General features: G+C 46.5%; 23 protein-coding genes. 11 read left to right on the forward strand and 12 right to left on the reverse strand.

Annotated features, from left to right (window positions below; genetic code table 11):
* Positions 1 to 5: 5 nt before the first annotated feature.
* From M2125_RS07045 to can, 6 genes are all read right to left on the reverse strand, one after another.
* Positions 6 to 1,625, reverse strand: coding sequence for a peptide chain release factor 3 (locus tag M2125_RS07045; RefSeq protein ID WP_076024436.1), 1,620 nt, complete (start codon positions 1,623 to 1,625; stop codon positions 6 to 8).
* 64 nt (positions 1,626 to 1,689) lie between these two features.
* Complete coding sequence (locus tag M2125_RS07050; protein ID WP_076024435.1) at positions 1,690 to 2,427, reverse strand: pseudouridine synthase; 738 nt, start codon at positions 2,425 to 2,427, stop codon at positions 1,690 to 1,692.
* Between the two features lie 53 nt (positions 2,428 to 2,480).
* Entirely contained in the window at positions 2,481 to 3,899 is a 1,419-nt protein-coding gene (locus tag M2125_RS07055; protein WP_076024434.1) for a protein kinase domain-containing protein, read from the reverse strand.
* A 7-nt stretch (positions 3,900 to 3,906) separates the two neighbouring features.
* Complete coding sequence (locus M2125_RS07060; RefSeq protein ID WP_076024433.1) at positions 3,907 to 4,659, reverse strand: metallophosphoesterase family protein; 753 nt, start codon at positions 4,657 to 4,659, stop codon at positions 3,907 to 3,909.
* A 33-nt stretch (positions 4,660 to 4,692) separates the two neighbouring features.
* Positions 4,693 to 5,601 carry an LpxL/LpxP family acyltransferase gene (locus tag M2125_RS07065; protein ID WP_233126755.1) on the reverse strand — a complete coding sequence of 303 codons (909 nt, stop codon included), beginning with the start codon at positions 5,599 to 5,601 and terminating at the stop codon, positions 4,693 to 4,695.
* Positions 5,582 to 6,247: a carbonate dehydratase gene (gene can / locus M2125_RS07070; protein WP_076024432.1), complete on the reverse strand. Its 666-nt coding sequence runs from the start codon at positions 6,245 to 6,247 to the stop codon at positions 5,582 to 5,584. Before can ends, M2125_RS07065 begins: the two co-directional genes overlap by 20 nt.
* A gap of 28 nt (positions 6,248 to 6,275) precedes the next feature.
* On the opposite strand from can, the gene M2125_RS07075 reads away from it, so the two are divergent.
* On the forward strand, positions 6,276 to 6,572 hold the full coding sequence (locus tag M2125_RS07075; RefSeq protein ID WP_076024431.1) for a DUF167 domain-containing protein: 297 nt from the start codon (positions 6,276 to 6,278) through the stop codon (positions 6,570 to 6,572).
* A gap of 3 nt (positions 6,573 to 6,575) precedes the next feature.
* On the opposite strand, the gene M2125_RS07080 is transcribed toward M2125_RS07075, so the two are convergent.
* Entirely contained in the window at positions 6,576 to 7,472 is an 897-nt protein-coding gene (locus M2125_RS07080; protein WP_233126773.1) for an aspartyl/asparaginyl beta-hydroxylase domain-containing protein, read from the reverse strand.
* Positions 7,473 to 7,640: 168 nt separating this feature from the next.
* On the opposite strand from M2125_RS07080, the gene M2125_RS07085 reads away from it, so the two are divergent.
* Both M2125_RS07085 and M2125_RS07090 read left to right on the forward strand, forming a co-directional pair.
* Positions 7,641 to 8,015, forward strand: coding sequence for a hypothetical protein (locus M2125_RS07085; protein WP_076024429.1), 375 nt, complete (start codon positions 7,641 to 7,643; stop codon positions 8,013 to 8,015).
* Between the two features lie 103 nt (positions 8,016 to 8,118).
* On the forward strand, positions 8,119 to 8,403 hold the full coding sequence (locus M2125_RS07090) for an HU family DNA-binding protein (RefSeq protein WP_015422181.1): 285 nt from the start codon (positions 8,119 to 8,121) through the stop codon (positions 8,401 to 8,403).
* An 86-nt stretch (positions 8,404 to 8,489) separates the two neighbouring features.
* Here M2125_RS07090 and rodA read toward each other — a convergent pair whose 3' ends face one another.
* The 5 genes from rodA to M2125_RS07115 are packed head-to-tail and all read right to left on the reverse strand — an operon-like array spanning position 8,490 to position 14,051.
* A complete protein-coding gene (rodA, locus tag M2125_RS07095) occupies positions 8,490 to 9,641 on the reverse strand; it encodes a rod shape-determining protein RodA (RefSeq protein ID WP_076024428.1) in 1,152 nt (383 codons plus the stop codon).
* Positions 9,623 to 11,530, reverse strand: coding sequence for a penicillin-binding protein 2 (gene mrdA, locus M2125_RS07100; RefSeq protein ID WP_342394172.1), 1,908 nt, complete (start codon positions 11,528 to 11,530; stop codon positions 9,623 to 9,625). Before mrdA ends, rodA begins: the two co-directional genes overlap by 19 nt.
* A 5-nt stretch (positions 11,531 to 11,535) precedes the next feature.
* Positions 11,536 to 12,060, reverse strand: coding sequence for a rod shape-determining protein MreD (gene mreD, locus M2125_RS07105; protein WP_076024426.1), 525 nt, complete (start codon positions 12,058 to 12,060; stop codon positions 11,536 to 11,538).
* Positions 12,057 to 12,986 carry a rod shape-determining protein MreC gene (gene mreC, locus M2125_RS07110; RefSeq protein WP_076024425.1) on the reverse strand — a complete coding sequence of 310 codons (930 nt, stop codon included), beginning with the start codon at positions 12,984 to 12,986 and terminating at the stop codon, positions 12,057 to 12,059. Before mreC ends, mreD begins: the two co-directional genes overlap by 4 nt.
* Before the next feature lie 21 nt (positions 12,987 to 13,007).
* Entirely contained in the window at positions 13,008 to 14,051 is a 1,044-nt protein-coding gene (locus M2125_RS07115) for a rod shape-determining protein (RefSeq protein WP_076024424.1), read from the reverse strand.
* Positions 14,052 to 14,112: 61 nt separating this feature from the next.
* Between M2125_RS07115 and gatC the strand changes: the two genes are divergently transcribed.
* The 8 genes from gatC to argB all read left to right on the forward strand — a co-directional run bounded on the left by gatC (position 14,113) and on the right by argB (position 21,689).
* The gene (gene gatC / locus M2125_RS07120) at positions 14,113 to 14,406 is read left to right on the forward strand and encodes an Asp-tRNA(Asn)/Glu-tRNA(Gln) amidotransferase subunit GatC (RefSeq protein ID WP_076024423.1); all 294 of its coding nucleotides are present in this window, start codon (positions 14,113 to 14,115) and stop codon (positions 14,404 to 14,406) included.
* Complete coding sequence (gene gatA / locus M2125_RS07125; protein ID WP_076024422.1) at positions 14,403 to 15,920, forward strand: Asp-tRNA(Asn)/Glu-tRNA(Gln) amidotransferase subunit GatA; 1,518 nt, start codon at positions 14,403 to 14,405, stop codon at positions 15,918 to 15,920. Before gatC ends, gatA begins: the two co-directional genes overlap by 4 nt.
* Complete coding sequence (gene gatB, locus M2125_RS07130; RefSeq protein WP_076024664.1) at positions 15,920 to 17,389, forward strand: Asp-tRNA(Asn)/Glu-tRNA(Gln) amidotransferase subunit GatB; 1,470 nt, start codon at positions 15,920 to 15,922, stop codon at positions 17,387 to 17,389. Before gatA ends, gatB begins: the two co-directional genes overlap by 1 nt.
* Before the next feature lie 26 nt (positions 17,390 to 17,415).
* Complete coding sequence (locus M2125_RS07135) at positions 17,416 to 18,090, forward strand: DUF484 family protein (RefSeq protein ID WP_076024421.1); 675 nt, start codon at positions 17,416 to 17,418, stop codon at positions 18,088 to 18,090.
* On the forward strand, positions 18,071 to 19,072 hold the full coding sequence (locus M2125_RS07140) for a tyrosine recombinase XerC (RefSeq protein WP_076024420.1): 1,002 nt from the start codon (positions 18,071 to 18,073) through the stop codon (positions 19,070 to 19,072). Before M2125_RS07135 ends, M2125_RS07140 begins: the two co-directional genes overlap by 20 nt.
* Positions 19,073 to 19,140: 68 nt before the next feature.
* Positions 19,141 to 20,202 (forward strand): CobW family GTP-binding protein, encoded by a 1,062-nt coding sequence (locus M2125_RS07145; protein WP_277541809.1) that lies wholly within the window; start codon positions 19,141 to 19,143, stop codon positions 20,200 to 20,202.
* Positions 20,203 to 20,400: 198 nt separating this feature from the next.
* The gene (gene dksA / locus M2125_RS07150; protein WP_198929330.1) at positions 20,401 to 20,778 is read left to right on the forward strand and encodes an RNA polymerase-binding protein DksA; all 378 of its coding nucleotides are present in this window, start codon (positions 20,401 to 20,403) and stop codon (positions 20,776 to 20,778) included.
* Positions 20,779 to 20,786: 8 nt separating this feature from the next.
* The gene (argB, locus tag M2125_RS07155; RefSeq protein ID WP_076024417.1) at positions 20,787 to 21,689 is read left to right on the forward strand and encodes an acetylglutamate kinase; all 903 of its coding nucleotides are present in this window, start codon (positions 20,787 to 20,789) and stop codon (positions 21,687 to 21,689) included.
* Positions 21,690 to 21,706 lie beyond the last annotated feature (17 nt).

The following is a 21,706-nucleotide window of genomic DNA, read 5'->3' on the forward strand; positions in this document are numbered from 1 at the left end:
ACTAGTTAACCCGCTAAGTCTGACTGATAAATGAGACCCGCATGCTCTCGTAGGGCATGGAATTGAATGGATTCCCAGCGTTGCTGCGCAACATCTAGTTCTGATTTGTGAGAGGCTAAAAATACAGATGCACCAACGACATCTTCGGCCATGCGGTGAATATTTTCTTGGGTAAATTTCTTGAGCGCCACAGGATCATCAGAGCTTACCCAACGCGCTAGACTGTAACGAGCAGGAAGAAGCCTCACCTCAGCACCATACTCAGTTTGCAGGCGATGACTCACCACCTCAAACTGCAGTTGACCAAATGCACCTAGTAGCATGGTGCCACCAGTCATCGGCCTGAAAACTTGAATCGCACCTTCTTCGCCCAGCTGCATTAACCCGGTTCGCAATTGCTTGGAGCGCAAGGGGTCGGCCGACTCAACCATACGGAAAATTTCAGGAGCAAAAAATGGCAAGCCAGTAAATTGCAATTGTTCGCCTTCAGTCAGCGTGTCGCCTAAGCGGAGCAGACCATGATTGGGCAGGCCTATGATGTCACCCGGGAAAGCCTCGTCCAAAATGTCACGGCGTTGCGATAAAAAGGAGAGGGCATTGTTGGTGCGAACTTCTTTACCATTGCGGCAAATCTTGAGTTTCATGCCGCGTTGGAAGTGGCCAGAGCAGATACGTAAGAAGGCAACTCGGTCGCGATGCGCTGGATCCATATTGGCCTGAATCTTGAAGACTACGGCCGAGAATTTATTTTCTGCGGGACTGACTTCACGTTGCAATGCTTTGCGTGAACCTGGCGATGGCGCGAGCTCAACTAGGGTATTCAAAATTTCTCGCACCCCAAAATTATTAATCGCTGAGCCAAAAAATACAGGGGATTGGCGGCCTGCTAAGAAGGCTTCGCGGTCAAATGCAGGCATGGCATTTTTAATTAAATCAACTTCAGCTAAAGCATTCTCTAGATCATCGCCCAAGCGCTCTTTGAGCGCCGGATCATTGATATCAACGATGGCGTGTGAGTCTTCAGTAACACGATCTTCACCCGCTTTAAACATCCGCATTTGCGAGTTCGCAATATCAATCACGCCCGCGAAAGATTTACCCATGCCGACAGGCCATGTGAATGGCACTACTTCAATACCAAGTGCAGATTCAATTTCATCCATTAATTCCATGGGCGGCTTTACTTCGCGATCCATCTTATTAATGAAGGTAACAATAGGTGTATTACGAGCACGACAAACCTCAAGCAAGCGCAAGGTTTGAGATTCAACACCATTGGCTGCATCAATTACCATTAAGGCAGAGTCAACCGCGGTTAATACCCGATACGTATCTTCAGAAAAATCTTGGTGACCTGGCGTGTCTAATAAATTGATGATGCAGTCACGGTATTCCATCTGCATCACCGAGCTTGCTACCGAAATGCCACGCTGTTTCTCAATTTCCATCCAATCTGAGGTGGCATGTCTACTGGCTTTACGAGCCTTCACACTACCGGCAATTTGAATTGCTCCAGCATAAAGGAGCAGTTTTTCAGTCAGCGTAGTCTTACCCGCATCTGGGTGAGAGATGATGGCAAAACTGCGGCGGCGAAGAACTTCTGCGCCGGGAGTGCTTGATGAAATAGTATCGATGGTAATTCTGCCCTTAATCTAGGTCTGGACAGAATTATAAGCGGGTACTGCCTTCTCAGAACTGCTCTTCAGGTCTCAGAAAGCGCCATTGCCCAGGTGGCAGTGGACCCAGTGAAATTCGACCCATTCGCACACGCTTTAAGCCGATGACCTTAAGACCCACCATTTCACACATGCGGCGAATCTGACGTTTACGGCCTTCTCGCAGCACAAAGCGTAACTGATCTTCGTTCTGCCAACTTACTTGGGCTGGTTTGAGGGCAACGCCGTCTAGGGAGAGGCCATGTTTGAGTCTATCTAAATCCTCAAATGAAAGTGCACCCTCTACTCGCACTAGATATTCTTTTTCAATTGGGCTGTTCTCGCCGATGAGTAGTTTGGCAATACGACCGTCTTGTGTAAGAACAAGCATGCCGGTTGAGTCAATATCTAAACGGCCAGCAGGCGCTAGGCCGCGGGTATTAAAACGTGGACTACGACCTTTATCCAGAGGACTACCAAAGTAGTTGTCTGGGGTGATAAGGGATGCGGCTGGCTTATATTCTTGTTCGTCGTCAAAGTGAGAAATAAAGCCCACCGGCTTATTTAAGATCACAGTTACTCTAGAAGCCTGCTGTGCTTTTGCAACCGATTGCAACTCAATCTTTTGATGGCGAAAAGCCCGGACGCCCAGCTCATTTACTACTTCGCCGTCAACCGTCACCAGACCTTGTTCAATGTAGGAATCGGCCTCACGGCGAGAGCAGAGGCCCAACTCAGAGAGTAGTTTTGAAACGCGAACTTTTTCTTCCATGGGGACATTATCAAGCAAATGGCTAACTTATTGATTAAATCCGGGCATAGATGCTAGACGCGTACGATATGCACGCTACAGGTCGCTTCCTCAACAATTTTGGTCATGGAGGTTCTCCAGGGCGCTACTTTATTAGGTAGCTTATGAGAGCCTCCAATAATAATCAAAGAAGCCTCATTGTCTTTGGCAAACTCAACAATGCGGGTTGCCGGATCTAGCGCTTCTAGAACATGATATGAAATCCGCTCGGGAGGAAGTTTAAGTGGTTTAGCCCATTCCATGAGTTGCACGAGATGGTTACGCACTATACCGCTGGCAGTTTGACTTTCTTGATTGCCCTCAAATGTGGGTGTGCTTGCAATAGTGCTAAGACAGACGAGGCGACCTTCGGGATAGACTAACAGAACATTTTTAGCAGTCATTTGCATGCGTTCACGCAATTCTTGATCTGACTGGCGTGTGTCGATAGCCGCAATAATGAGTGGTGCATTTTGATTGCCCTTGCTTGGGCGTGGGCTGGGGGAGGGTTCATAACCCGCAGCACTAAACCAACGCTTCATACTCTCCCAGAGACTGACCGGGGCAACACGTTCAGAGCGCTCTGTCAGCGTAATGGTATCTGGTTCGCGCAATGCTTGACGTAGTTGGGTAGCGCTTTGATAGCGATCATCTGCTCTTGCCTCCAAGCAACGTAATACAACCTCTTGTAGCCAGCGAGGAATTTCTTTGCGAATGGCGCGTGGCGGGAAAGCTTCGGCCCACATTCGCTTGCGTAAGCCACTCATGGTCTGCGGATTGCCAAATGGAAGCTGACCTGTAAGTAATTCATACAAGATCACGCCAATAGAGAAAATATCACTGCGATAGTCAGAGCGAATTCCAAAAACTTGTTCGGGTGCAATGTAAGGCGCCGAGCCGATGCCTTTTCGCATTTCTTCGGCCAGCAAATCAGGAAAACGTTCATGATGTGAAAGGCCAAAATCAATTAGACTTAATTTGCCCTTCTCATCAATCAAAATATTGTCGGGCTTGATATCAAGATGAATAGCATCTTGAGAGTGTAAAGATTGCACTGCCTGAGCTAAATCCGCTCCTATCTGAATCACTTCTTCAATGCTAAATTGCTTGCCCTCTTTGATCTGGTCTTCTAAGGGGTGGCCACCGACCCGCTCCATTGCTATGTAGGGACGGGTTGCCATATTGCCAGAGCCTAAATATTGGGGAACATAAGGGCTCTTGAGAGCTCGCAAGATGGTTAATTCAGTTTCAAATCCAATCAAGCTTTCTACGGGCTGATCCCTGCCAACCCGTGGAATTTTTAAAAGAATGGGGAGATCAATGCCTTCTTTGGTTGCAGAAAATAAGCTGGCCATACCTCCGCGATGCACTTCTTTGCCCAATACAAAACCATCGACCACCTTGCCTTCTTGAAAGATATCGTCAACTGCTTCGATGTTTGGCCTGGCATCCATGAACAGTTTATTTGCCAGTAATGAGGCGATTGGCTAGCTCTTCAGGTAGGCCAGCACTTCTTACTTTTTCTGCGGCTGTAAAGTGATCATAGGGCACACGGTGAAACGTCAGGGCTTCTGTAGCAGGCTCAAGGATAGCAAAACAGGCCTCAGGATTACCATCCCGTGGTTGCCCAAGAGAGCCCACAACACCGACCCATTGGCGATGTTTCATCACTGGAATTTCATCACCTGGATGGGGTGCAAAGCGAATGAGTTTGCCTACAGCGCTTTGATAAAAGAGGGCTTGCTCGTGGGCATGGCCAACAAAGGTATATGTGGTGCCAGAGCTTTGTGCACATTGCCAAGCGCTCATGCTATCGGTAACGTAATTCCATTCAGACGGGTTATATGCTGATGCATGCACAAAGCATCGATCTTCTTCATGAATGATGAGGGGTAGATCTTTTAAAAATTGCACCTGCGCACTGCTTAATTGTGTCTTTGTCCAAGCAATAGCAGCATTTGCATGGGGATTCATCTGATCGCGATAGTCTTTAAAGACTGCTTCATCATGATTACCAACAATTGCAATTGCTTTTTTTGCAGCCACTAGATCGCCAATACGATCGACGAGCGCGCAAGGATCTGCGTTATACCCTACTAGGTCCCCCAAAAAAACCATGCGCGTCACCCCAAGCTCTTGCGCCTTAGCCATACAGGCTTCATAGGCTTCTAAATTGCTATGCAGGTCGGCAAAAAATCCAATACGTTCAGTCATCCTCAAATGATAGGACAAAATGGAAGTGGGCGGCTAATATGGATTGGTTTCGTTTAAAGGACGGTTTTTAAAACGCTTATGAACCCAATAATATTCTGCCGGTCGTAAACGAATCTCTTTTTCAAAATACTCATTCAGCTTGGCTGTATCAGCCACTGGATTGTCGGTTGGAAATTGCTCGAATGGTTTGCTAATCGAGCATATATAGCCACTTTCATCTGCTTTGAGAGTGGTAATCATCAAGCAAACTTCCGCCCCAGTGATAGATGCGAGGCGCGAAATAGCGGTAATCGTATTTGTCGATATGCCGAAGAAAGGTACAAAAGCAGAATCTTTTAGGCCCAAATCGATATCAGGCGCAATGATGATGAAATTACCCTTACGAATTTCGCGGATCAGCTCTAGAGAATTTCCCTGGCGATCTATTGAGTTGCCACCAAAGCGATTGCGCCATTCCACAATTTTTCGATTAAAGAATGGGCTTTTCATTCTTTGAAAAAATCCCGAGGTTCTAGGCCAACCCTTTTCTTTCGAGAGCGCGCTCAAAATAATACTGCCCTCAATTCCAGTGAAGTGCATATTAACTAATATACGTGGTTTCTTATCCTTTAGATCAACTGCTGATTGCACTTCAATCATGCGACTTAATTGCTGTGAGCTACCGCACCAGATCACGCTTTTTTCCACCAGACTTCTGCCTAGCAAACGCCAGTGTTGCTTGCTTAAGACCTCAATCTCGTGGGAGTTCAAATTTGGAAAACACAAATGCAAGTTGGTTTTAACAACCCGATTGCGTTCACCCGGTATACGGGCCGCAATATACCCAAGACCATACCCTAGCGCTACCAATAATTTATAAGGAAGAATTGATAGGATTTTTAAAAAAGCAACTACGGTGTAATTTGAGAGAGTCTGAAGCAAATTATGTAGACTCGATTTCATAACGACTCAATGTCTCTGGGTAGCGCATAGCCAATTCTTCGGATGAGCTAATAGACATGCCAAGATCATTCACAAGGCCTGTTTCGAGGCGATATGTCCAGCCATGAACAGTAAGATCTTGTCCGCGTGACCAAGCATCTTGGACAATCGTTGTTTCACAAACGTTGACCACTTGCTCGATCACATTGAGCTCGCATAAACGGTCTTGTCGTTTTGGTGTTGGTATGAAATCGCCTAAGTAACGCTCGTGTTTTTGGTGGACATCTTTTACATGGCGCAACCAGTTGTCGGCAAGGCCTACGCGGCGGTCGCTTAAAGCGGCATGTACACCTGCACAGCCATAGTGACCTACTACCAAAATATGCTTAACCTTAAGCAAGTCGATCGCAAACTGAATGACTGATAAGCAATTTAAATCGGTATGAACGACTACATTTGCTACATTGCGATGAACAAATAATTCACCGGGTAATAAATCAACAATTTCATTAGCAGGTACGCGGCTATCTGAGCAGCCAATCCAAAGATATTCGGGAGCCTGTTGAGAGACAAGGCGCTGAAAGAATTCGGGATCTTTAGCAACCATGCTTTGCGCCCAAACACGATTATTGGTAAATAGCTGTTCTAAAGGTTTGGAGTTCTTCATAATGATGTTTTCAGTTTAAAGCACTTTTATGACGCCAATTTGGTTGAAACAAACTTCTACAGGTATTGCGCTGAGCTTGCACTGCCAGCCGGGTGCTAAACAAACTAAGGTTGTTGGCTTGCATGATGGCTGCTTAAAAATCTCTTTACAAGCCCCTGCGCTAGAGAACAAGGCAAATGAATTGCTTTTGGCTTGGCTTTCAAAGCAATTAAAGGTGCCGCAAAAACAAATTCAGTTTCTATCTGGTCAAAATAGCCGCGTCAAAAGAGTGGAAATTTGGGGCTCTATTACGCCTGAGCAAATCGTCCAGATCCTGAGCCCCTGAGGTTCACCAGAAGATTGCCCACAGAATTCCCAAAATAAGTACCCATTTACCAATGTAATAAACAGAGCGGTGTTTTGCTTTGAGCTTCTTGGCCTGCGCTCTGAGTTGGTAAAAATACCAAAAGAGTCTATTAACAAACCCTACTTGCTCTCCTACCTCATTTTGCGAGGATGCAGCACTCATGACGTAGCGACCAAACCAGCGATTAATCACTTGTACCAGCTTGGTGTAAACGGGGCGCTCGACATCACAGAACAAAATAATCCGCTGTTGATCGGTTTCATTCGCGGCAAAGTGAATATAAGTCTCATCAAACATCACCGGCTCGCCATCTTTCCAGAAATAACGCTCCCCATCTACTTCGATAAAGCATTTAGGATCGTTCGGCGTGACTAGGCCAATGTGATAACGCAAAGAGCCGGCATAGGGGTCACGGTGTCTTACCAAAGTGGCGCCAGGGGGTAGTGAGGCAAACATGGCGGCTTTGACTGCAGGGATTGAGTTCAATAAAGCGACTGTTTTGGGGCATTTAGCCTGCGCCGATGGCATTTCTTTGCCGTACCAGCAAAGGTGGAAGCGCTTCCAGCCCGTCCGAAAGAATGAGTTAAAGCCGATATCGTTATAGCCAGTTGCCACTGCAATTGCACCGTCACTGTTTAAAGAAAGGGCCTCGTCGCGGATGATTTGCCAGTTATCCTGCAACACTTGCATCTCTGGAAACTGTTCAACAGGAATAAACGCACCCTTTTTGACTTTTGAAAAAAGGTACAAAAGCGTATTAATGGGAGCAAGTAGTACTTGATAGTCCATTAAAGAGCGAACCAAGCCGAAACGCACCTTACCTCGGAAATATACAAATAATGCTGAGGCAATAAAAATAAAAAAGACGATGTGGCGCACTTGCATAGGGTTTACCAATAAGGATGAATCCTTGTATTTTATTTCTTGCGGCTAGCGATTGCTATCTTTTCTCTACTGGATATACCCCTATACTTAAAGTATATGAATAATATGTTTAGCGATAGGCATCTAATTGGTGCGTAGTGCCCTATTAATAAGGAAAAACAGATGAATAAATTCATAAAAACCCTTCTAGTTCTTATAGTTATTGGCTTGGCGCTCTTGGCAGCCTATACCTGGGCAATGCTCAATTGGAGCTATGGCAGCGGTGAGCGCGCTGGATATGTGCAGAAATTTTCTAACCGCGGGTATCTCTGCAAGACCTGGGAAGGTGAGTTAGCAATGGTTTCCATGCCTGGAACAATGTCAGAAAAATTCTTTTTCACAGTCCCGAGTGATGCTGTGGCGCAAAAAATTAACGCTAATTTAGGTAAAAAGGTCACATTGCAGTATCAACAACACATCGGTCTTCCAACAACATGTTTTGGGGATACGGAGTATTTTGTCTCGGATATAACTGTTTTGGATGACCCAAATCAATAAGTAGTAAAAATTGCTGTAGCGCAACTTTATTTTTGTAATTTTTTATGGTTAAAATCATGTAAGCGTAATGTGCGCTGACATCAATATATATAAGGAGCTTCACTTGAACAAAGCAGAACTAATCGCAGCGATTGCTGACGATGCTGAGATCTCAAAAGCCAAAGCTGAATTTGCATTGAATTCTGCTATTGAGCAAATCATTAAGGCTGTTACTAAAGGTGATTCAGTACAACTGATCGGCTTCGGTACTTTTGCTTCTGGTAAGCGCGCTGCGCGTATGGGTCGTAACCCAAAAACTGGCGAGCCACTCAAAATTGCTGCTGCTAAAACTGTTAAGTTCTCTGCTGGTAAAGCATTTAAAGATTCAGTTAACAAGCGTAAGAAGTAATTCTTACTTTGTTAGAAAAAAGCCCGGCATGCCGGGCTTTTTTATTTCTGCAAATAGCTAGGATCTATAAAAAATCTCAATCCAATTTAGCTTTGAACCAAGCGGCGATGGCGATGAATGCTCATTAATATTCCAGCACCAAAACCTAGCGTTACTAAGGCAGTGCCACCATAACTGATGAACGGCAGGGGTACTCCGACCACCGGAAGTAGTCCACTTACCATGCCAATATTTACAAATGCATAGGTAAAGAAAATTAAAGTGACTGATGCACCTAAGAGGCGGGTAAATAAATTGGGGGCGCTTGCTGAGATCGTCAAGCCTCTTTTGATGAGTGCAAAAAAGAGCGCCAATAAAATAAAGTTGCCAAGCAAGCCAAACTCTTCTGAATACACTGCAAATACAAAGTCGGTATGTTTTTCTGGAATAAATTCTAAATGGGCTTGAGTGCCCTGAAACCATCCCTTGCCAAAGAAGCCGCCAGAACCGATGGCGATCATTGATTGAATGGTATGAAATCCTTTTCCAAGAGGATCGCTGCTTGGATCAAGCAAGGTACAGACTCGATGCTTTTGATAATCTTGAATAAATGGCCAGGCTATATCCGGTTGACAGATCGTGCCGCCAAAAATAATGATGAGCAAAATCCCAACAACACCAATTGCAACAAAAGGCAAAATCCATTTCCAGGGTAGGCCAGCCAAAATGATGACGTAAAGACCTGCTGCAAAAACAAGGAGTGCGGTACCTAGGTCGGGTTGACGTGCAATGAGTAGAACAGGGATGCCCAGAATCACTGCAGCAACACCATAGTCCCAAGTCTTAATAATGCCTTCTCGTTTTTGGAAGTACCAAGCCAACATGAGAGGCATGGCAATTTTCATAATTTCAGAGGGCTGAATGACAACGCCAATATTGAGCCAACGGCGCGCCCCTTTTTTAATTAATCCAAAGGCAGCTACTGCAACTAACAATAGAACGCCCAAGCTATAAATCCATACTGCAGCAAGCTCTAACCATTTTGGCGGGATCCGAGAAACAATCCACATCACCACAAAAGATAATGCAAGATTACGCAACTCATCTTCAACCAATACGGGCGTATTTTGACTTGCAGAAAGAAAAGTTAAAAAGCCAACCGTCGCCAAGCCAAGTAAAATAAGGCCTAAGCGTCGATCTAAACCTTCAAAAATATAAAAGAAGGCTTGGCGTAATTTAGTTATGGGGCTCTTTTCCATTCAGGAACCTCCTTAGGCCATTTGCCTTCAATGTAGTAATCCAAGGCTTTGCGAGCAATCGGTGCAGCATATTGCGCACCAAAGCCTGCATTCTCTACAACCATCGCAATAACGATAGTTGGTTTGTCAGCAGGCGCAAATGCTTCGAACAAAGCATGATCGCGGAGAAACTCTGCAGTGGCGCCATGTTTGTAATCTTTCGAATTCAAACTAAAGACTTGAGCTGTTCCAGTTTTTCCGCCAGAGGTATATCCAGCTCCTTGAAACGCAGCTGCAGATGTCCCGGAGCGATTGACTTCAACCATGGCATTTTTGATCACTTCAATGTTTTCTGGTTTGAGCTCAATTCGATAGCTTTCCTTGGGCGTGGTCAGGGTGCGATTTCTTGTAAAGGGATCTTCAATTGCCTTCACTAAGTGCGGCTTCATGACGATGCCGTTATTCGCGAGGTTTGCCATTGCGTGTGCTAATTGCAAAATCGTGAAGGCGTTATAGCCCTGCCCGATTCCCAATGAGATCGTTTCGCCTTCATACCATTTTTGCTGCTCTGGTTTTTTAGAGGTATTCTTTTTCCAAGTGGTAGATGGTAGGACGCCTTTTGCTTCACCTTGTAAATCGATGCCAGTGATTTGGCCAAAACCAAATGGCTTCATAAAGTCCGCAATCATATCTACACCCATATCGCGCGCTAGCATGTAGTAATACGTGTCACACGATTCAACAATCGACTTTTGCATGTCCACAGTACCATGGCCACCTTTTTTATCATCGCGGAATGTGTGATTGCCAAAATCAAAGTAGCCGGGATCAAAAATAGTTTGTGATGGAGTGCGCTTTTTATTCTCCAAGGCGCCTAATGCCATAAATGGCTTGTAAGTAGATCCGGGTGGATAAATACCTTTTAGTGGCCTGTTATAAAGTGGTTTTTGTGGAGAGTCATTCAGCTCCTTCCATGTCACTGAGTCAATGCCTTCCACAAAATCATTTGGATTGAAGTTGGGTTTAGAGACGAATGCCAGGACATCACCCGTTTGAGGTTCGATTGCTACAAATGCGCCACGAAAGTTTCCATAAAGCTGTTCAACTAAATATTGCAATTTGATATCAACAGACAGAATGACATTTTTGCCTGGCACTGAAGGTGAGCTTGAAAGTGTGCGCACAGGTTTGCCACCAGCAGTAATTTCTACCTGGTCGTAACCTGGTACGCCACGCAATACAGTTTCATAACTTTGTTCTAGACCAATCTTGCCTACGTATTGAATGCCTGGCAAAAAAGATGCCTGAAGTGCATCAGGATCATCGGCTTTAGAGTCTTCAATTTCGGCTTGCATGCGTTCTTTGTCGCGCTGTGAAACGCGCCCAATGTAACCAATGAGGTGGGAGGCCAATTCGTTATACGGGTACTCTCGGAAGCTTCGGGCGCGGATTTCAACACCTGGAAAGCGGTAACGATTGGCCATAAAGCGGGCAGTTTCTGCCTCGGTTAGCATTGAACGAAGGGGAATTGTCCCCATTTTTCGAGAATCTTCTAGAGAACGCTTGAAATTGCGTCGGTCTCTGGGGGAAATGAGCACGATTTCAGATAACTGATCAATTAATTCGTCCACATTCCCTTGAACCTCTTCAGCATTGATATCTAAAGTAAGGGCGGAATAGTTTCGTCCAATCACAATTCCGTTGCGATCAATCAGCAAGCCACGGCTAGCTGGTGCTGGCACCACGGCAATGCGATTGTTTTCTGCTAGAACTGCATATTTATTATGGCTAACCAATTGCAGCCAAACTAGTCGGGTAATTAGCAGAAAAAAGCAAAACGTGACAAACCAGGTTGCAATATGAATGCGCTCTTGGAACGAGTCTAAGTCTGGCTTTTTAAAGGAAACCATTGGCTTTAGATGGGGCGGTTGTGATCAACGTCAGTTGGCCGACGTTGGGGCGCAAGCAAGATTCGCGTCGCAAGTGGCCACAACATAGCTTCAATGCTTGCTTGAATCGCGCCCGTTAAAGCCCACCAATAGAATTCCCCGCTAAGCATCCAGTGCACTAAGACTGGAAATAAAGAAACTAAGAGGAAGATTGGCAGTAGGTGAAAGGCCTGCGTAAAAACTGCTAATGCAGTAATGCGGCGATGCCAAGAGATGGCGATATAGGCTACCAGCGAGTAACTAAATGCATGCAGGCCAAGCAGATCGGAGTTGTGTACATCCATTAGCAGGCCGAATAAGAAGGCCCATACAACGCCTACATAGCGGTGCTGATGAATATTCCAAAACACAATGCAGAGAATGAGCCAATCTGGCACCCAACCGTAGTTTCCGATTGGTAGGAGATTAAGCATTAAGGCGCAAAATAAACTGAAGTAAATAAATACAGGGTTTACTGGGCGAAGAATGTAGCCGCTTTGAAAGTCGATCATTGCATTCCTCGGGCGCGGGTCTGGCGACGACCGGGCGCATTATTGACTGGGGCCCCAGTCTTATTGGAGCTGGTGGAGGCTTTTGCCTCCCATTTTGGGTCGTAAAGGAAGGCCAAAGCCTGGCGATAGCGATTGACAGGAGCAACTGGTTCGCAAAATACGTTCGAAGAGTTCTTGTCTGCATTACGCTCAATACGAGTAATGATCGCCACTGCAAATCCTGGCGGGTATACGCCATCAATTCCGGAGGTCAATAAAACATCTCCTACTTCTAAATCACTGGCAACGGGCAGATAGCGCAGCTCTAAAGGATTGCCGCGCCCCGCACCAAATACGGCGGCTCGAAGGCCATTGCGAGCGACTTGCACTGGTACGGCAAAATCACGATCTTCTAGCAAAGATACTTCTGCAGAGTGATCGTAGATGCGCACCACCTGACCAAGAATGCCATCATCATTCGCAATCGGATTACCAAGTTTGAGTCCATCATCGGTGCCACGATTAATTACAACGCGTTGTGAGATTGGATTTGGTGGGTTAAACAAAATTTCAACAGGCAAGGTTTTGAAAGAAACCTGTTTTTGTAAGTCCATGAGCTGACGTAAATTCTGATTCTCTACTTGGAGGTATTCGGATTGAGTGGCAAGCAGGGAGAGCTCCGCTTGACGTGCTTTCATTTCTCGATTCTCTTGATCTAAAGTTCCGCGAGTAGTGAAATAGTCTGAGCTAGCTTCAATCAAGTTCCGGGGCGCCATCATGATGTATTCAAGTGGACGCAATACCCAATTCACATTGTTGCGAATCGGATCGAGGGCTTTAAAGCGAAAATCGATCAGCATTAATGCAATGCTGATCGACAGACAGACAATCAGTTTTACTAAGGCGGGAATGCCCTGTCTGAAAAGTGGAGGGGCGCTATGTCGCAATGTCCTGGCCGACGTTATCGCTTACTCTTGCGAGAACACTCCACCCAATTTGTCCATACGCTCTAAAGCAATACCGCAGCCACGAGCAACGCAAGTGAGCGGGTCTTCAGCAATATGAATCGGGAGTCCAGTTTCTTCCATGAGTAAGCGGTCTAGGTCACGCAATAAGGCGCCACCACCAGTAAGCATCATGCCGCGCTCAGCAATGTCAGATGCCAACTCAGGAGGAATTTGTTCGAGCGCAGCTTTGACTGCAGTGACGATTTGATTGAGTGGATCAGTCAAAGCTTCCAACACTTCGTTGCTAGTGACAGTGAAGCTACGTGGAATACCTTCTGAAAGATTGCGACCCTTTACTTCCATCTCGCGCACTTCAGCGCCAGGGAATGCAGAGCCAATTGTTTTCTTAATCAATTCAGCAGTTTGCTCGCCAATCAACATCCCGTAGTTACGACGAATGTAATTGGTAATCGCTTCGTCAAACTTATCACCGCCAACACGCACAGATCCTTTGTAGACCATGCCACCCAATGACATCACGCCAACTTCAGTGGTACCACCACCAATATCAATCACCATTGAGCCAGCCGCCTCAGATACAGGCAGGCCTGCACCGATTGCTGCAGCCATTGGCTCTTCAATCAGAAATACTTGTGAAGCGCCCGCACCGAGTGCAGATTCACGAATTGCGCGACGCTCAACTTGAGTTGAGCCGCAAGGAACGCAGATGATGATGCGCGGGCTAGGCTTGAGAAGCTTGCTTTCATGAACCATCTTGATAAATTGCTTGAGCATTTGCTCAGTGATGGTGAAATCAGCAATAACCCCGTCTTTCATGGGGCGAATGGCCTCAATATTGCCCGGAACGCGTCCTAACATCGCTTTTGCTTCTTTGCCGACGGCCAAAATGGTCTTTTTGCCACTTGGACCACCTTCTGTGCGAATTGCCACAACCGAGGGTTCATCAAGCACAATACCCCGCTCACGCATGTAAATTAAGGTGTTGGCGGTTCCTAGGTCGATGGCTAGGTCATTAGAAAAGTAGCTGCGGAAAAAACCAAACATGATGTAGTGGGAAAATAGTAAGTGTTAATAAATATATATAGGAATGATACTCCAGAGACCTATGAAACTTGATGATGTCCAGCGCATTGCGCACCTATCTAGGCTTGAGTTAAATCAGGCAGAAGCCGAGGCAGTTTTGCCTCAATTGCAGGCGGTTTTCTCCCTGGTGGAAGAAATGCAGGCAGTCGATACCTCTGGTCTGGAGCCCTTGGCTCACCCCATTCTTTTCCTGCGAGAGCTGGCTCAGCCTTTACGGGTCGATCAGGTCAGCGAGTCCGATCATCGCATTGAAAACATGCAATCTGCCCCTGCCCAGCAGGATGGTTATTTCTTAGTTCCAAGGGTGATTGAATGAGTTGGCACCAAACCCCCATCGCCCTAATGGCCAAAGCGTTGGCCGCAAAAGAGGTCTCCAGTATGGAGTTGACCCAATACTTTTTGAGTCGTATTGAGGCTGAAAAACGTTGGAATGCATATCTTGATGTGAATGCTCACTTATCTTTAGAGCAAGCAAATAAAGCAGATACATTAATAGCTGCCGGTAAAGGTACGCGTTTAACCGGAATTCCGGTGGCGCACAAAGATGTGTTCGTCACTAGGGGCTGGAAGTCGACCGCAGCCTCCAAAATTCTAGAAAACTACCAAAGCCCTTTTGATGCCACCGTGGTGGCAAACCTCGGAATGCCAAGTGAAAAAAATCCACATGGTGCAGGAATGGTCTGTCTTGGCAAGACCAATATGGATGAGTTCGCAATGGGCTCTTCTAACGAAAATTCAGCCTTTGGACCAGTCTTAAATCCCTGGAATGGTCAATATGTCTCTGGTGGCTCCTCCGGTGGTTCGGCTGCTGCCGTAGCTGCCGGATTGGCCCCTATTGCTACAGGTAGCGACACCGGCGGATCCATTCGTCAGCCATCGGCCTTTTGTGGCATTACTGGCATCAAGCCTAGTTATGGGCGCGTATCCCGTTACGGCATGATCGCCTATGCCTCTTCCTTAGATCAGGCTGGCCCTATGGGTAAAACGGCGGAGGATTGCGCTTTATTGTTAACGGCAATGTCTTCTCATGACCCGCGCGACTCAACCTCCTTGGCTGATTCGGGCGAGGACTACAGTCGTTTCCTCAATAAGCCCTGGCAAGATAGCAGCACCAATTCCGCAAAACCTTTAGAAGGCTTACGAGTGGGGCTGCCAAAAGAGTTTTTTGCAGAAGGATTGGCGCAGGATGTTGCAAATGCAGTAAATGCTGCAGCGAAAGCTTTGGCAGATTTGGGGGCAACACTAGTTGAGGTGAGTCTGCCTAAAACCAAATTATCCATTCCAGTCTATTACGTCTTGGCACCCGCCGAGGCATCAAGCAATTTGAGTCGTTTCGATGGTGTACGTTATGGACATCGCGCAAATGAATATAAAGACCTTGGGGATATGTACCAAAAGTCTCGGACGGAAGGTTTTGGTGCTGAAGTCAGACGCCGTATTTTGATTGGCACTTATGTACTGTGCCATGGTTACTATGATGCCTATTATCTCCAGGCACAAAAGATTCGTCGCATTATTGCGGCAGATTTTCAGGCGGCATTTAATCAATGCGATGTCATTTTGGGACCAGTGGCTCCTGATGTGGCTTGGCGTTTGGGTGAAAAGTCCAAAGATCCAGTACAAATGTATTTAGAAGATATTTATACGCTTTCCACGAATCTGGCTGGACTACCAGCAATGAGTGTGCCTTGCGGCTTTAATGCAAATGACTTACCCATCGGCATGCAACTCATTGGGAATTATTTTTCTGAGGCGCGCTTATTGCAGGTGGCGCATCAGTATCAGCAGGCCAGCGATTGGCATTTGCGGCAAGCAAGCGAGGTGGCATGATGCAATGGGAAGTGGTTATTGGTTTAGAAACTCACGCGCAGTTACAAACGCAATCAAAAATTTTTAGTGGCGCAAGCACGCGCTTTGGGGCTCAGCCCAACACACAGGCATGTGCTGTTGATTTAGCCTTGCCTGGCGTATTGCCTGTACTCAATCGCCAAGCGGTAGAGCACGCCATTCGTTTTGGTTTGGCGGTAGGTGCAAAGATCTCGCCAGCCAGCATTTTTGCGCGCAAGAACTATTTCTATCCTGACCTGCCAAAGGGTTATCAAATTAGTCAATTTGAAATTCCGGTAGTAGTTGGTGGCCAATTAGAAATTTTGGTAGGCGATGAGGTGAAGGTTGTTGAGCTCACCCGAGCGCATATGGAAGAAGATGCGGGCAAATCTGTTCATGAAGAAGGTTTCACTGGTCCGCATGGTGAAGCTTCTAGTGGCATTGATCTCAATCGCGCTGGTACACCGCTACTTGAAATTGTGACTGAACCAGTCATGCGTAGCGCAGTAGAAGCAGTGGCTTATGCAAAAGCGCTGCATGGTTTAGTTGTTTGGTTGGGGGTATGTGATGGGAATATGCAAGAAGGCTCTTTCCGTTGCGATGCCAATGTCTCAGTGCGCCCTAAAGGACAAGTTGAATTTGGTACGCGCTGCGAAATTAAAAACCTTAATTCATTCCGCTTTTTGGAAGAGGCCATTCAATATGAAGTGCGCCGCCAAATTGAGTTAATAGAAGATGGGGGCACCGTTGTTCAGGAGACGCGCTTATACGATCCGGATAAACAGGAAACGCGTAGCATGCGTAGCAAAGAAGATGCGAATGACTATCGCTACTTCCCGGACCCTGATTTATTGCCAGTAGTCATTGATCAGGCTTGGATTGCTGATGTGCGTAGCCAAATGCCGGCATTGCCTGCGCAACTGCGTGAACGATGGCAAAGAGATTTTGGCCTGAGCGCCTACGATGCACAGTTACTGACACAGGATCGCGATACCGCAAAATTATTTGAGACTCTATTAACTTTGGTGGATAAGTCTCTTGCGAAGGCTGCCGCTAATTTAATTACAGGTGAATTTGCTTCCGCTTTAAATCGTGCAGGGATGGCCACTGCAGATGCGCCCCTCAAGGCAGAACATCTCGCACCGATACTTGCTCGCATTGCTGATGGCACGATATCGAACAAGATTGCGAAAGATATTTTTGCCATTCTCTGGGAAGATGTCGTAGCTGGTAAACCACTGAGTTCAGTTGATGAGATTATCGAGGCGAAGGGCTTGAAGCAAATTAGCGATAGTGGTGCATTGGAGGCAATGATTGATCAGGTACTGGTAGCCAATCAGAAATCAGTTGAAGAATTCCGTTCTGGAAAAGAGAAGGCATTTAATGCTTTGGTCGGGCAAATCATGAAGGCCTCTCAGGGCAAAGCCAATCCAGGTCAAGTCAATGAGTTGCTGCGTAAGAAATTAAGTTAAAACCAATTTGTAAAAAGAAAGAGACGATGAGCGCGATTGATCCAAAGCAAGCTGAGCAAGAAGAATTGGTAGCGGAGTGGTTGCGCTCCACCCCAGGTTTCTTTGAGCGTTATGCAGAGTTGTTCAATGAAATTCGTATTAAACATCCGCATGAAGATCGAGCTATCTCTTTGCAAGAGCGACAAATGACAGTCTTGCGCACGCAGAATCAAGAGCTCAATCGTCGTTTAAGTGAGATGTTGCACTTTGGTAGTCGTAACGATAAAACCCAACAAAGCTTAGTAGCATGGTTATTACGTTTAATGAAAGCAAATAACAAGGCCGATGTAGAGGACGCAATTACCTCTGGTTTGGCTGATGTGTTTGAAGTCGAGTCTGCACAACTACTCTCACCAAACGCTGCATTTGGTCCTTGGGTTGATACTCCCTTATGTGGGTCTGCTAAAGAATTGGCGGCAGCGAGTGTGGATTTATTGGCAACCCAAACAATGATTGATCCAAATTGGCAAAGCATGGTCGCTATCGGCTTACCCCTAGGTAAGGCCGCTGCTACACCTCAATCTCCGGCGGTGTTACTGCTTGCTAGTTCGGATGCCACGCGTTTCACGGCTGATATGGGTGCCTTTTACCTGCGTCAGATCGCTGAATTAACGGCAGCAGCTTTGGATCGTATCCAAGCATATGAATCCCCGACTGACTGAACTGCATCCACTCATGCAGGAATACTTGCATGACTTACATGTGTTGCGTCAGTTGTCCGCACACACCCTTAAGGCCTATCAAATGGATTTGGGGGCACTGCAGCTTTTTGCAGCCGAAGATACGACTGATCTATTGTGTGTCAGCAATGCGCATATTCGTCGTTGGGCTGGCAGAATGCATGCCAAAGGTAAATCCCCTAGAAGCATTGCCCGGGGTCTATCAGCTTGGCGTGGTTGGTATGACTGGTTAACCGAGCGGGATGCCAGACGGAGTCCAGGTGTGGCCAATGCTGCCGATAAGTTGTTCGCCAACCCAGTTGATGATGTCAAGGCACCCAAGCGTTTGAAGTCGCTGCCAAAAGCCCTGTCTGTAGAACAGGCCCTATCTTTGGTAAATCAAGCTGTACGCGAAGCACAAGAGAGGGATGATTTCGAGTCGATTCGGGATGCCGCCATCATCGATTTGCTGTATTCCTCTGGTTTACGCCTTTCCGAGTTGCTCGGAATTGATGTCATGCAAAGCAAGGATCGTCAGCATGAGTCGGCTGGTTGGTTGGATTGGGATGCGGGCGAGGTGACGGTACTAGGTAAGGGAGGCAAGCGACGTTCTGTCCCTGTTGGTGCGCCAGCAATGGCGTCATTATCTAAATGGCGAGAGCACAGGGACACACTCGATAGACAAATGATTTCTGCGGGCCTCTTTCTTTCTGCTACGGGCGCGCGTTTATCGCCCCGTACGGTACAAGCGCGTCTACGCTCCTTGGCTATTAGGGCCGGTCTGCCAACCCATGTTCATCCGCATATGATGCGGCATAGCTTTGCCAGCCATGTTTTGCAGTCTTCACAGGATTTACGAGCGGTTCAGGAGATGTTGGGTCATGCCAGCATTGCCAGCACCCAGATCTACACTTCTTTGGATTTTCAGCATTTGGCGCAGGCGTATGACAAAGCCCATCCTAGAGCAAAGGCTGGCAAAGGCTGAGGAACTCGGTAATATAGGGGGTTTCTCGGTTTGAGAACGCGACACACTCGATTTAGATTGGATTTTTAATGGCTTTAATTCCTGTAACGATTCTGACTGGCTTTCTGGGTAGCGGTAAGACCACTTTGCTAAAGCACATTCTGACTGAGCAACATGGCAAGAAAATTGCCGTGATTGAGAATGAGTTTGGCGAGGAAAATATTGATAACGATATTTTGGTCCAGGACAACCAAGAAAATATTGTGCAGATGAGCAATGGTTGCATCTGCTGCACCATCCGTGGCGACTTAGTGGAGGCCTTAAATGCCTTATGGGAACAGCGTAAAGAGAAAAAAATTAGCTTTGAGCGCGTGGTCATTGAAACCACGGGTGTAGCTAATCCAGGGCCAGTTGCGCAAACCTTCTTTATGGATGATGACGTTGCCGACCACTATGTATTGGATGCTGTGGTCACATTGGTAGATGCCAGGCATGGACAACAACAATTAACTGAACATGAAGAAGCGCAGCGCCAAGTGGGCTTTGCCGATCAAATATTTATCACCAAAACGGATTTAGTCAGCCCTACTGAGGTGGATGCATTGCGTAACCGTTTAATGCATATGAATCCGAGAGCCCCAATAGCTGGGATTTCTAAAGGGGTTGTGCCCTTAGATGCGGTATTGGATCTAAAAGGCTTTAATCTCAATACCAAACTGGATATTGACCCCCATTTTTTGGAGGCCGAGGATCAAGATCACAGCAATTGCGGGCACGACCATGGCCATGATCACCATGACCACAGTCATTGTGGGCACGACCACTCCCACGACCATCATGGCCATGCAGGCCATACTGATCGTATCCAATCCTTCGTTTTTCGTAGTGATAAACCCTTTGATCATAAAAAATTGGAAGACTTCCTGGGAGGCATTTTGGAGATCTTTGGCGAGAAGATGCTGCGCTACAAAGGGGTGCTTTACGTTAAGGGAAGTAACCGAAAAGTCGTGTTCCAGGGCGTTCATCAGATGATGGGCAGCGATTTGGCCGGTCCTTGGGGTGCTGAGCACAAGCAAACCCGGATGGTGTTTATCGGCATCGACCTACCCAAAGATACCCTACTGGCGGGGCTTGAGGGTTGTTTGGCCTAGTTAAATTGCGAGTACAATCCGCCGCCACGGTCAATATTGGTAAAAGGTCTTAAAACTTTGGCAGAATGAGGCAATAATGCTTCAAATCCACTGAAAGAATGAATGATGGTTAAAACAGCAACAAAATCCACTGCGGCTACTAAGACAGCTAGCAAAGCTCCAAAGGGTGCGCCTCTCACTGAAGCTGAATTGCTCAAAATGTCCGAGAAGGACTATATGAATGCTGCTCAGTTGGATTTTTTCCGTCAGAAGCTTAATACCCTGAAAGATGACATCTTGAAGAATGCCTCTGAAACAACAGAGCACCTTCGTGAAAATATTTTGGTTCCCGATCCAGCCGATCGCGCAACGATTGAAGAAGAGCACGCGCTTGAATTGCGCACGCGTGATCGTGAGCGCAAGTTGCTCAAAAAAGTAGAGCAAGCTTTAGCGCGCATTGAATCAGGCGACTATGGTTGGTGCGAAGAAACCGGTGAGCCAATTGGCTTGAATCGTTTGATTGCCAGGCCAACTGCTAATTTATCTCTTGAGGCTCAAGAGCGTCGTGAATTACGCCAAAAGCTGTTTGGCGATTAATCTTAAAAATGTCTAATCAATCACCTTCTCTCGCAGATATCTCGCCTTTATTAAAGGCGGAGATCTTAGCTGAGGCTCTGCCTTATATTCGGCAGTACCACGGCAAAACTATTGTGATCAAGTACGGCGGGAACGCCATGGTCGAAGAGCGTCTCAAAGAAAGTTTTGCGCGCGATGTCATTTTGCTCAAGCTAGTTGGTATGAATCCAGTGGTGGTTCATGGCGGCGGCCCACAAATTGATGAAGCCCTCAAAAAGATCGGTAAGACCGGTAACTTTATTCAAGGTATGCGCATCACTGATGACGAAACCATGGAAGTAGTTGAATGGGTTCTCGGTGGTGAAGTGCAGCAAGATATTGTGATGTTGATCAACCACTTTGGCGGTCAGGCTGTGGGCTTGACCGGTAAGGATGGCGGCTTAATTCATGCGCGAAAAATGTTAATTCCAGATGAAAAAAATCCTGGAGAGACAATTGATATTGGGTATGTGGGTGAGATTGAAGCTATTAATCCAGCAGTAGTAAAAGCATTGCAAGATGATGCCTTTATTCCAGTGATATCACCCATTGGCTTTAGCGACGAGGGTCAAGCCTATAACATCAATGCCGATTTGGTTGCTGGCAAGATGGCTGAAATTTTGCATGCTGAAAAATTAGTCATGATGACCAATATTCCCGGCGTGTTGGATAAAAATGGCACTTTGATTACCGATTTGACTGCGCGTGAAATTGATGCCCTATTTGCGGATGGCACTATTTCTGGTGGCATGTTGCCTAAGATTTCTTCAGCATTAGATGCAGCAAAGAGCGGCGTCAATTCAGTGCATATTATTGACGGCCGAATTGAGCACTCTTTGTTATTGGAAATTTTGACTGAGCAAGCTTTCGGCACCATGATCCGTTCCAGGTAATCAATCAATAAGCGATA

This window comes from Polynucleobacter sphagniphilus (assembly GCF_029892205.1).
GTDB classification, from domain to species: domain Bacteria; phylum Pseudomonadota; class Gammaproteobacteria; order Burkholderiales; family Burkholderiaceae; genus Polynucleobacter; species Polynucleobacter sphagniphilus.

Bases quoted from the DNA above. Each gene is read 5' to 3' on its own strand.
- gatA (WP_076024422.1), top strand. From the start codon at position 14,403: ATGAGTTGGCACCAAACCCCCATCGCCCTAATGGCCAAAGCGTTGGCC.
- rodA (WP_076024428.1), bottom strand. From the start codon at position 9,641: ATGGAAAAGAGCCCCATAACTAAATTACGCCAAGCCTTCTTTTATATT.
- M2125_RS07050 (WP_076024435.1), bottom strand. From the start codon at position 2,427: ATGGAAGAAAAAGTTCGCGTTTCAAAACTACTCTCTGAGTTGGGCCTC.
- can (WP_076024432.1), bottom strand. From the start codon at position 6,247: ATGAAGAACTCCAAACCTTTAGAACAGCTATTTACCAATAATCGTGTT.
- dksA (WP_198929330.1), top strand. From the start codon at position 20,401: ATGTCCGAGAAGGACTATATGAATGCTGCTCAGTTGGATTTTTTCCGT.
- M2125_RS07065 (WP_233126755.1), bottom strand. From the start codon at position 5,601: ATGAAATCGAGTCTACATAATTTGCTTCAGACTCTCTCAAATTACACC.
- gatB (WP_076024664.1), top strand. From the start codon at position 15,920: ATGCAATGGGAAGTGGTTATTGGTTTAGAAACTCACGCGCAGTTACAA.
- M2125_RS07060 (WP_076024433.1), bottom strand. From the start codon at position 4,659: ATGACTGAACGTATTGGATTTTTTGCCGACCTGCATAGCAATTTAGAA.
- gatC (WP_076024423.1), top strand. From the start codon at position 14,113: ATGAAACTTGATGATGTCCAGCGCATTGCGCACCTATCTAGGCTTGAG.
- argB (WP_076024417.1), top strand. From the start codon at position 20,787: ATGTCTAATCAATCACCTTCTCTCGCAGATATCTCGCCTTTATTAAAG.
- M2125_RS07075 (WP_076024431.1), top strand. From the start codon at position 6,276: ATGACGCCAATTTGGTTGAAACAAACTTCTACAGGTATTGCGCTGAGC.
- mrdA (WP_342394172.1), bottom strand. From the start codon at position 11,530: ATGGTTTCCTTTAAAAAGCCAGACTTAGACTCGTTCCAAGAGCGCATT.
- M2125_RS07115 (WP_076024424.1), bottom strand. From the start codon at position 14,051: ATGTTTGGTTTTTTCCGCAGCTACTTTTCTAATGACCTAGCCATCGAC.
- M2125_RS07055 (WP_076024434.1), bottom strand. From the start codon at position 3,899: ATGGATGCCAGGCCAAACATCGAAGCAGTTGACGATATCTTTCAAGAA.
- M2125_RS07140 (WP_076024420.1), top strand. From the start codon at position 18,071: ATGAATCCCCGACTGACTGAACTGCATCCACTCATGCAGGAATACTTG.
- M2125_RS07135 (WP_076024421.1), top strand. From the start codon at position 17,416: ATGAGCGCGATTGATCCAAAGCAAGCTGAGCAAGAAGAATTGGTAGCG.
- M2125_RS07145 (WP_277541809.1), top strand. From the start codon at position 19,141: ATGGCTTTAATTCCTGTAACGATTCTGACTGGCTTTCTGGGTAGCGGT.
- mreD (WP_076024426.1), bottom strand. From the start codon at position 12,060: ATGATCGACTTTCAAAGCGGCTACATTCTTCGCCCAGTAAACCCTGTA.
- M2125_RS07085 (WP_076024429.1), top strand. From the start codon at position 7,641: ATGAATAAATTCATAAAAACCCTTCTAGTTCTTATAGTTATTGGCTTG.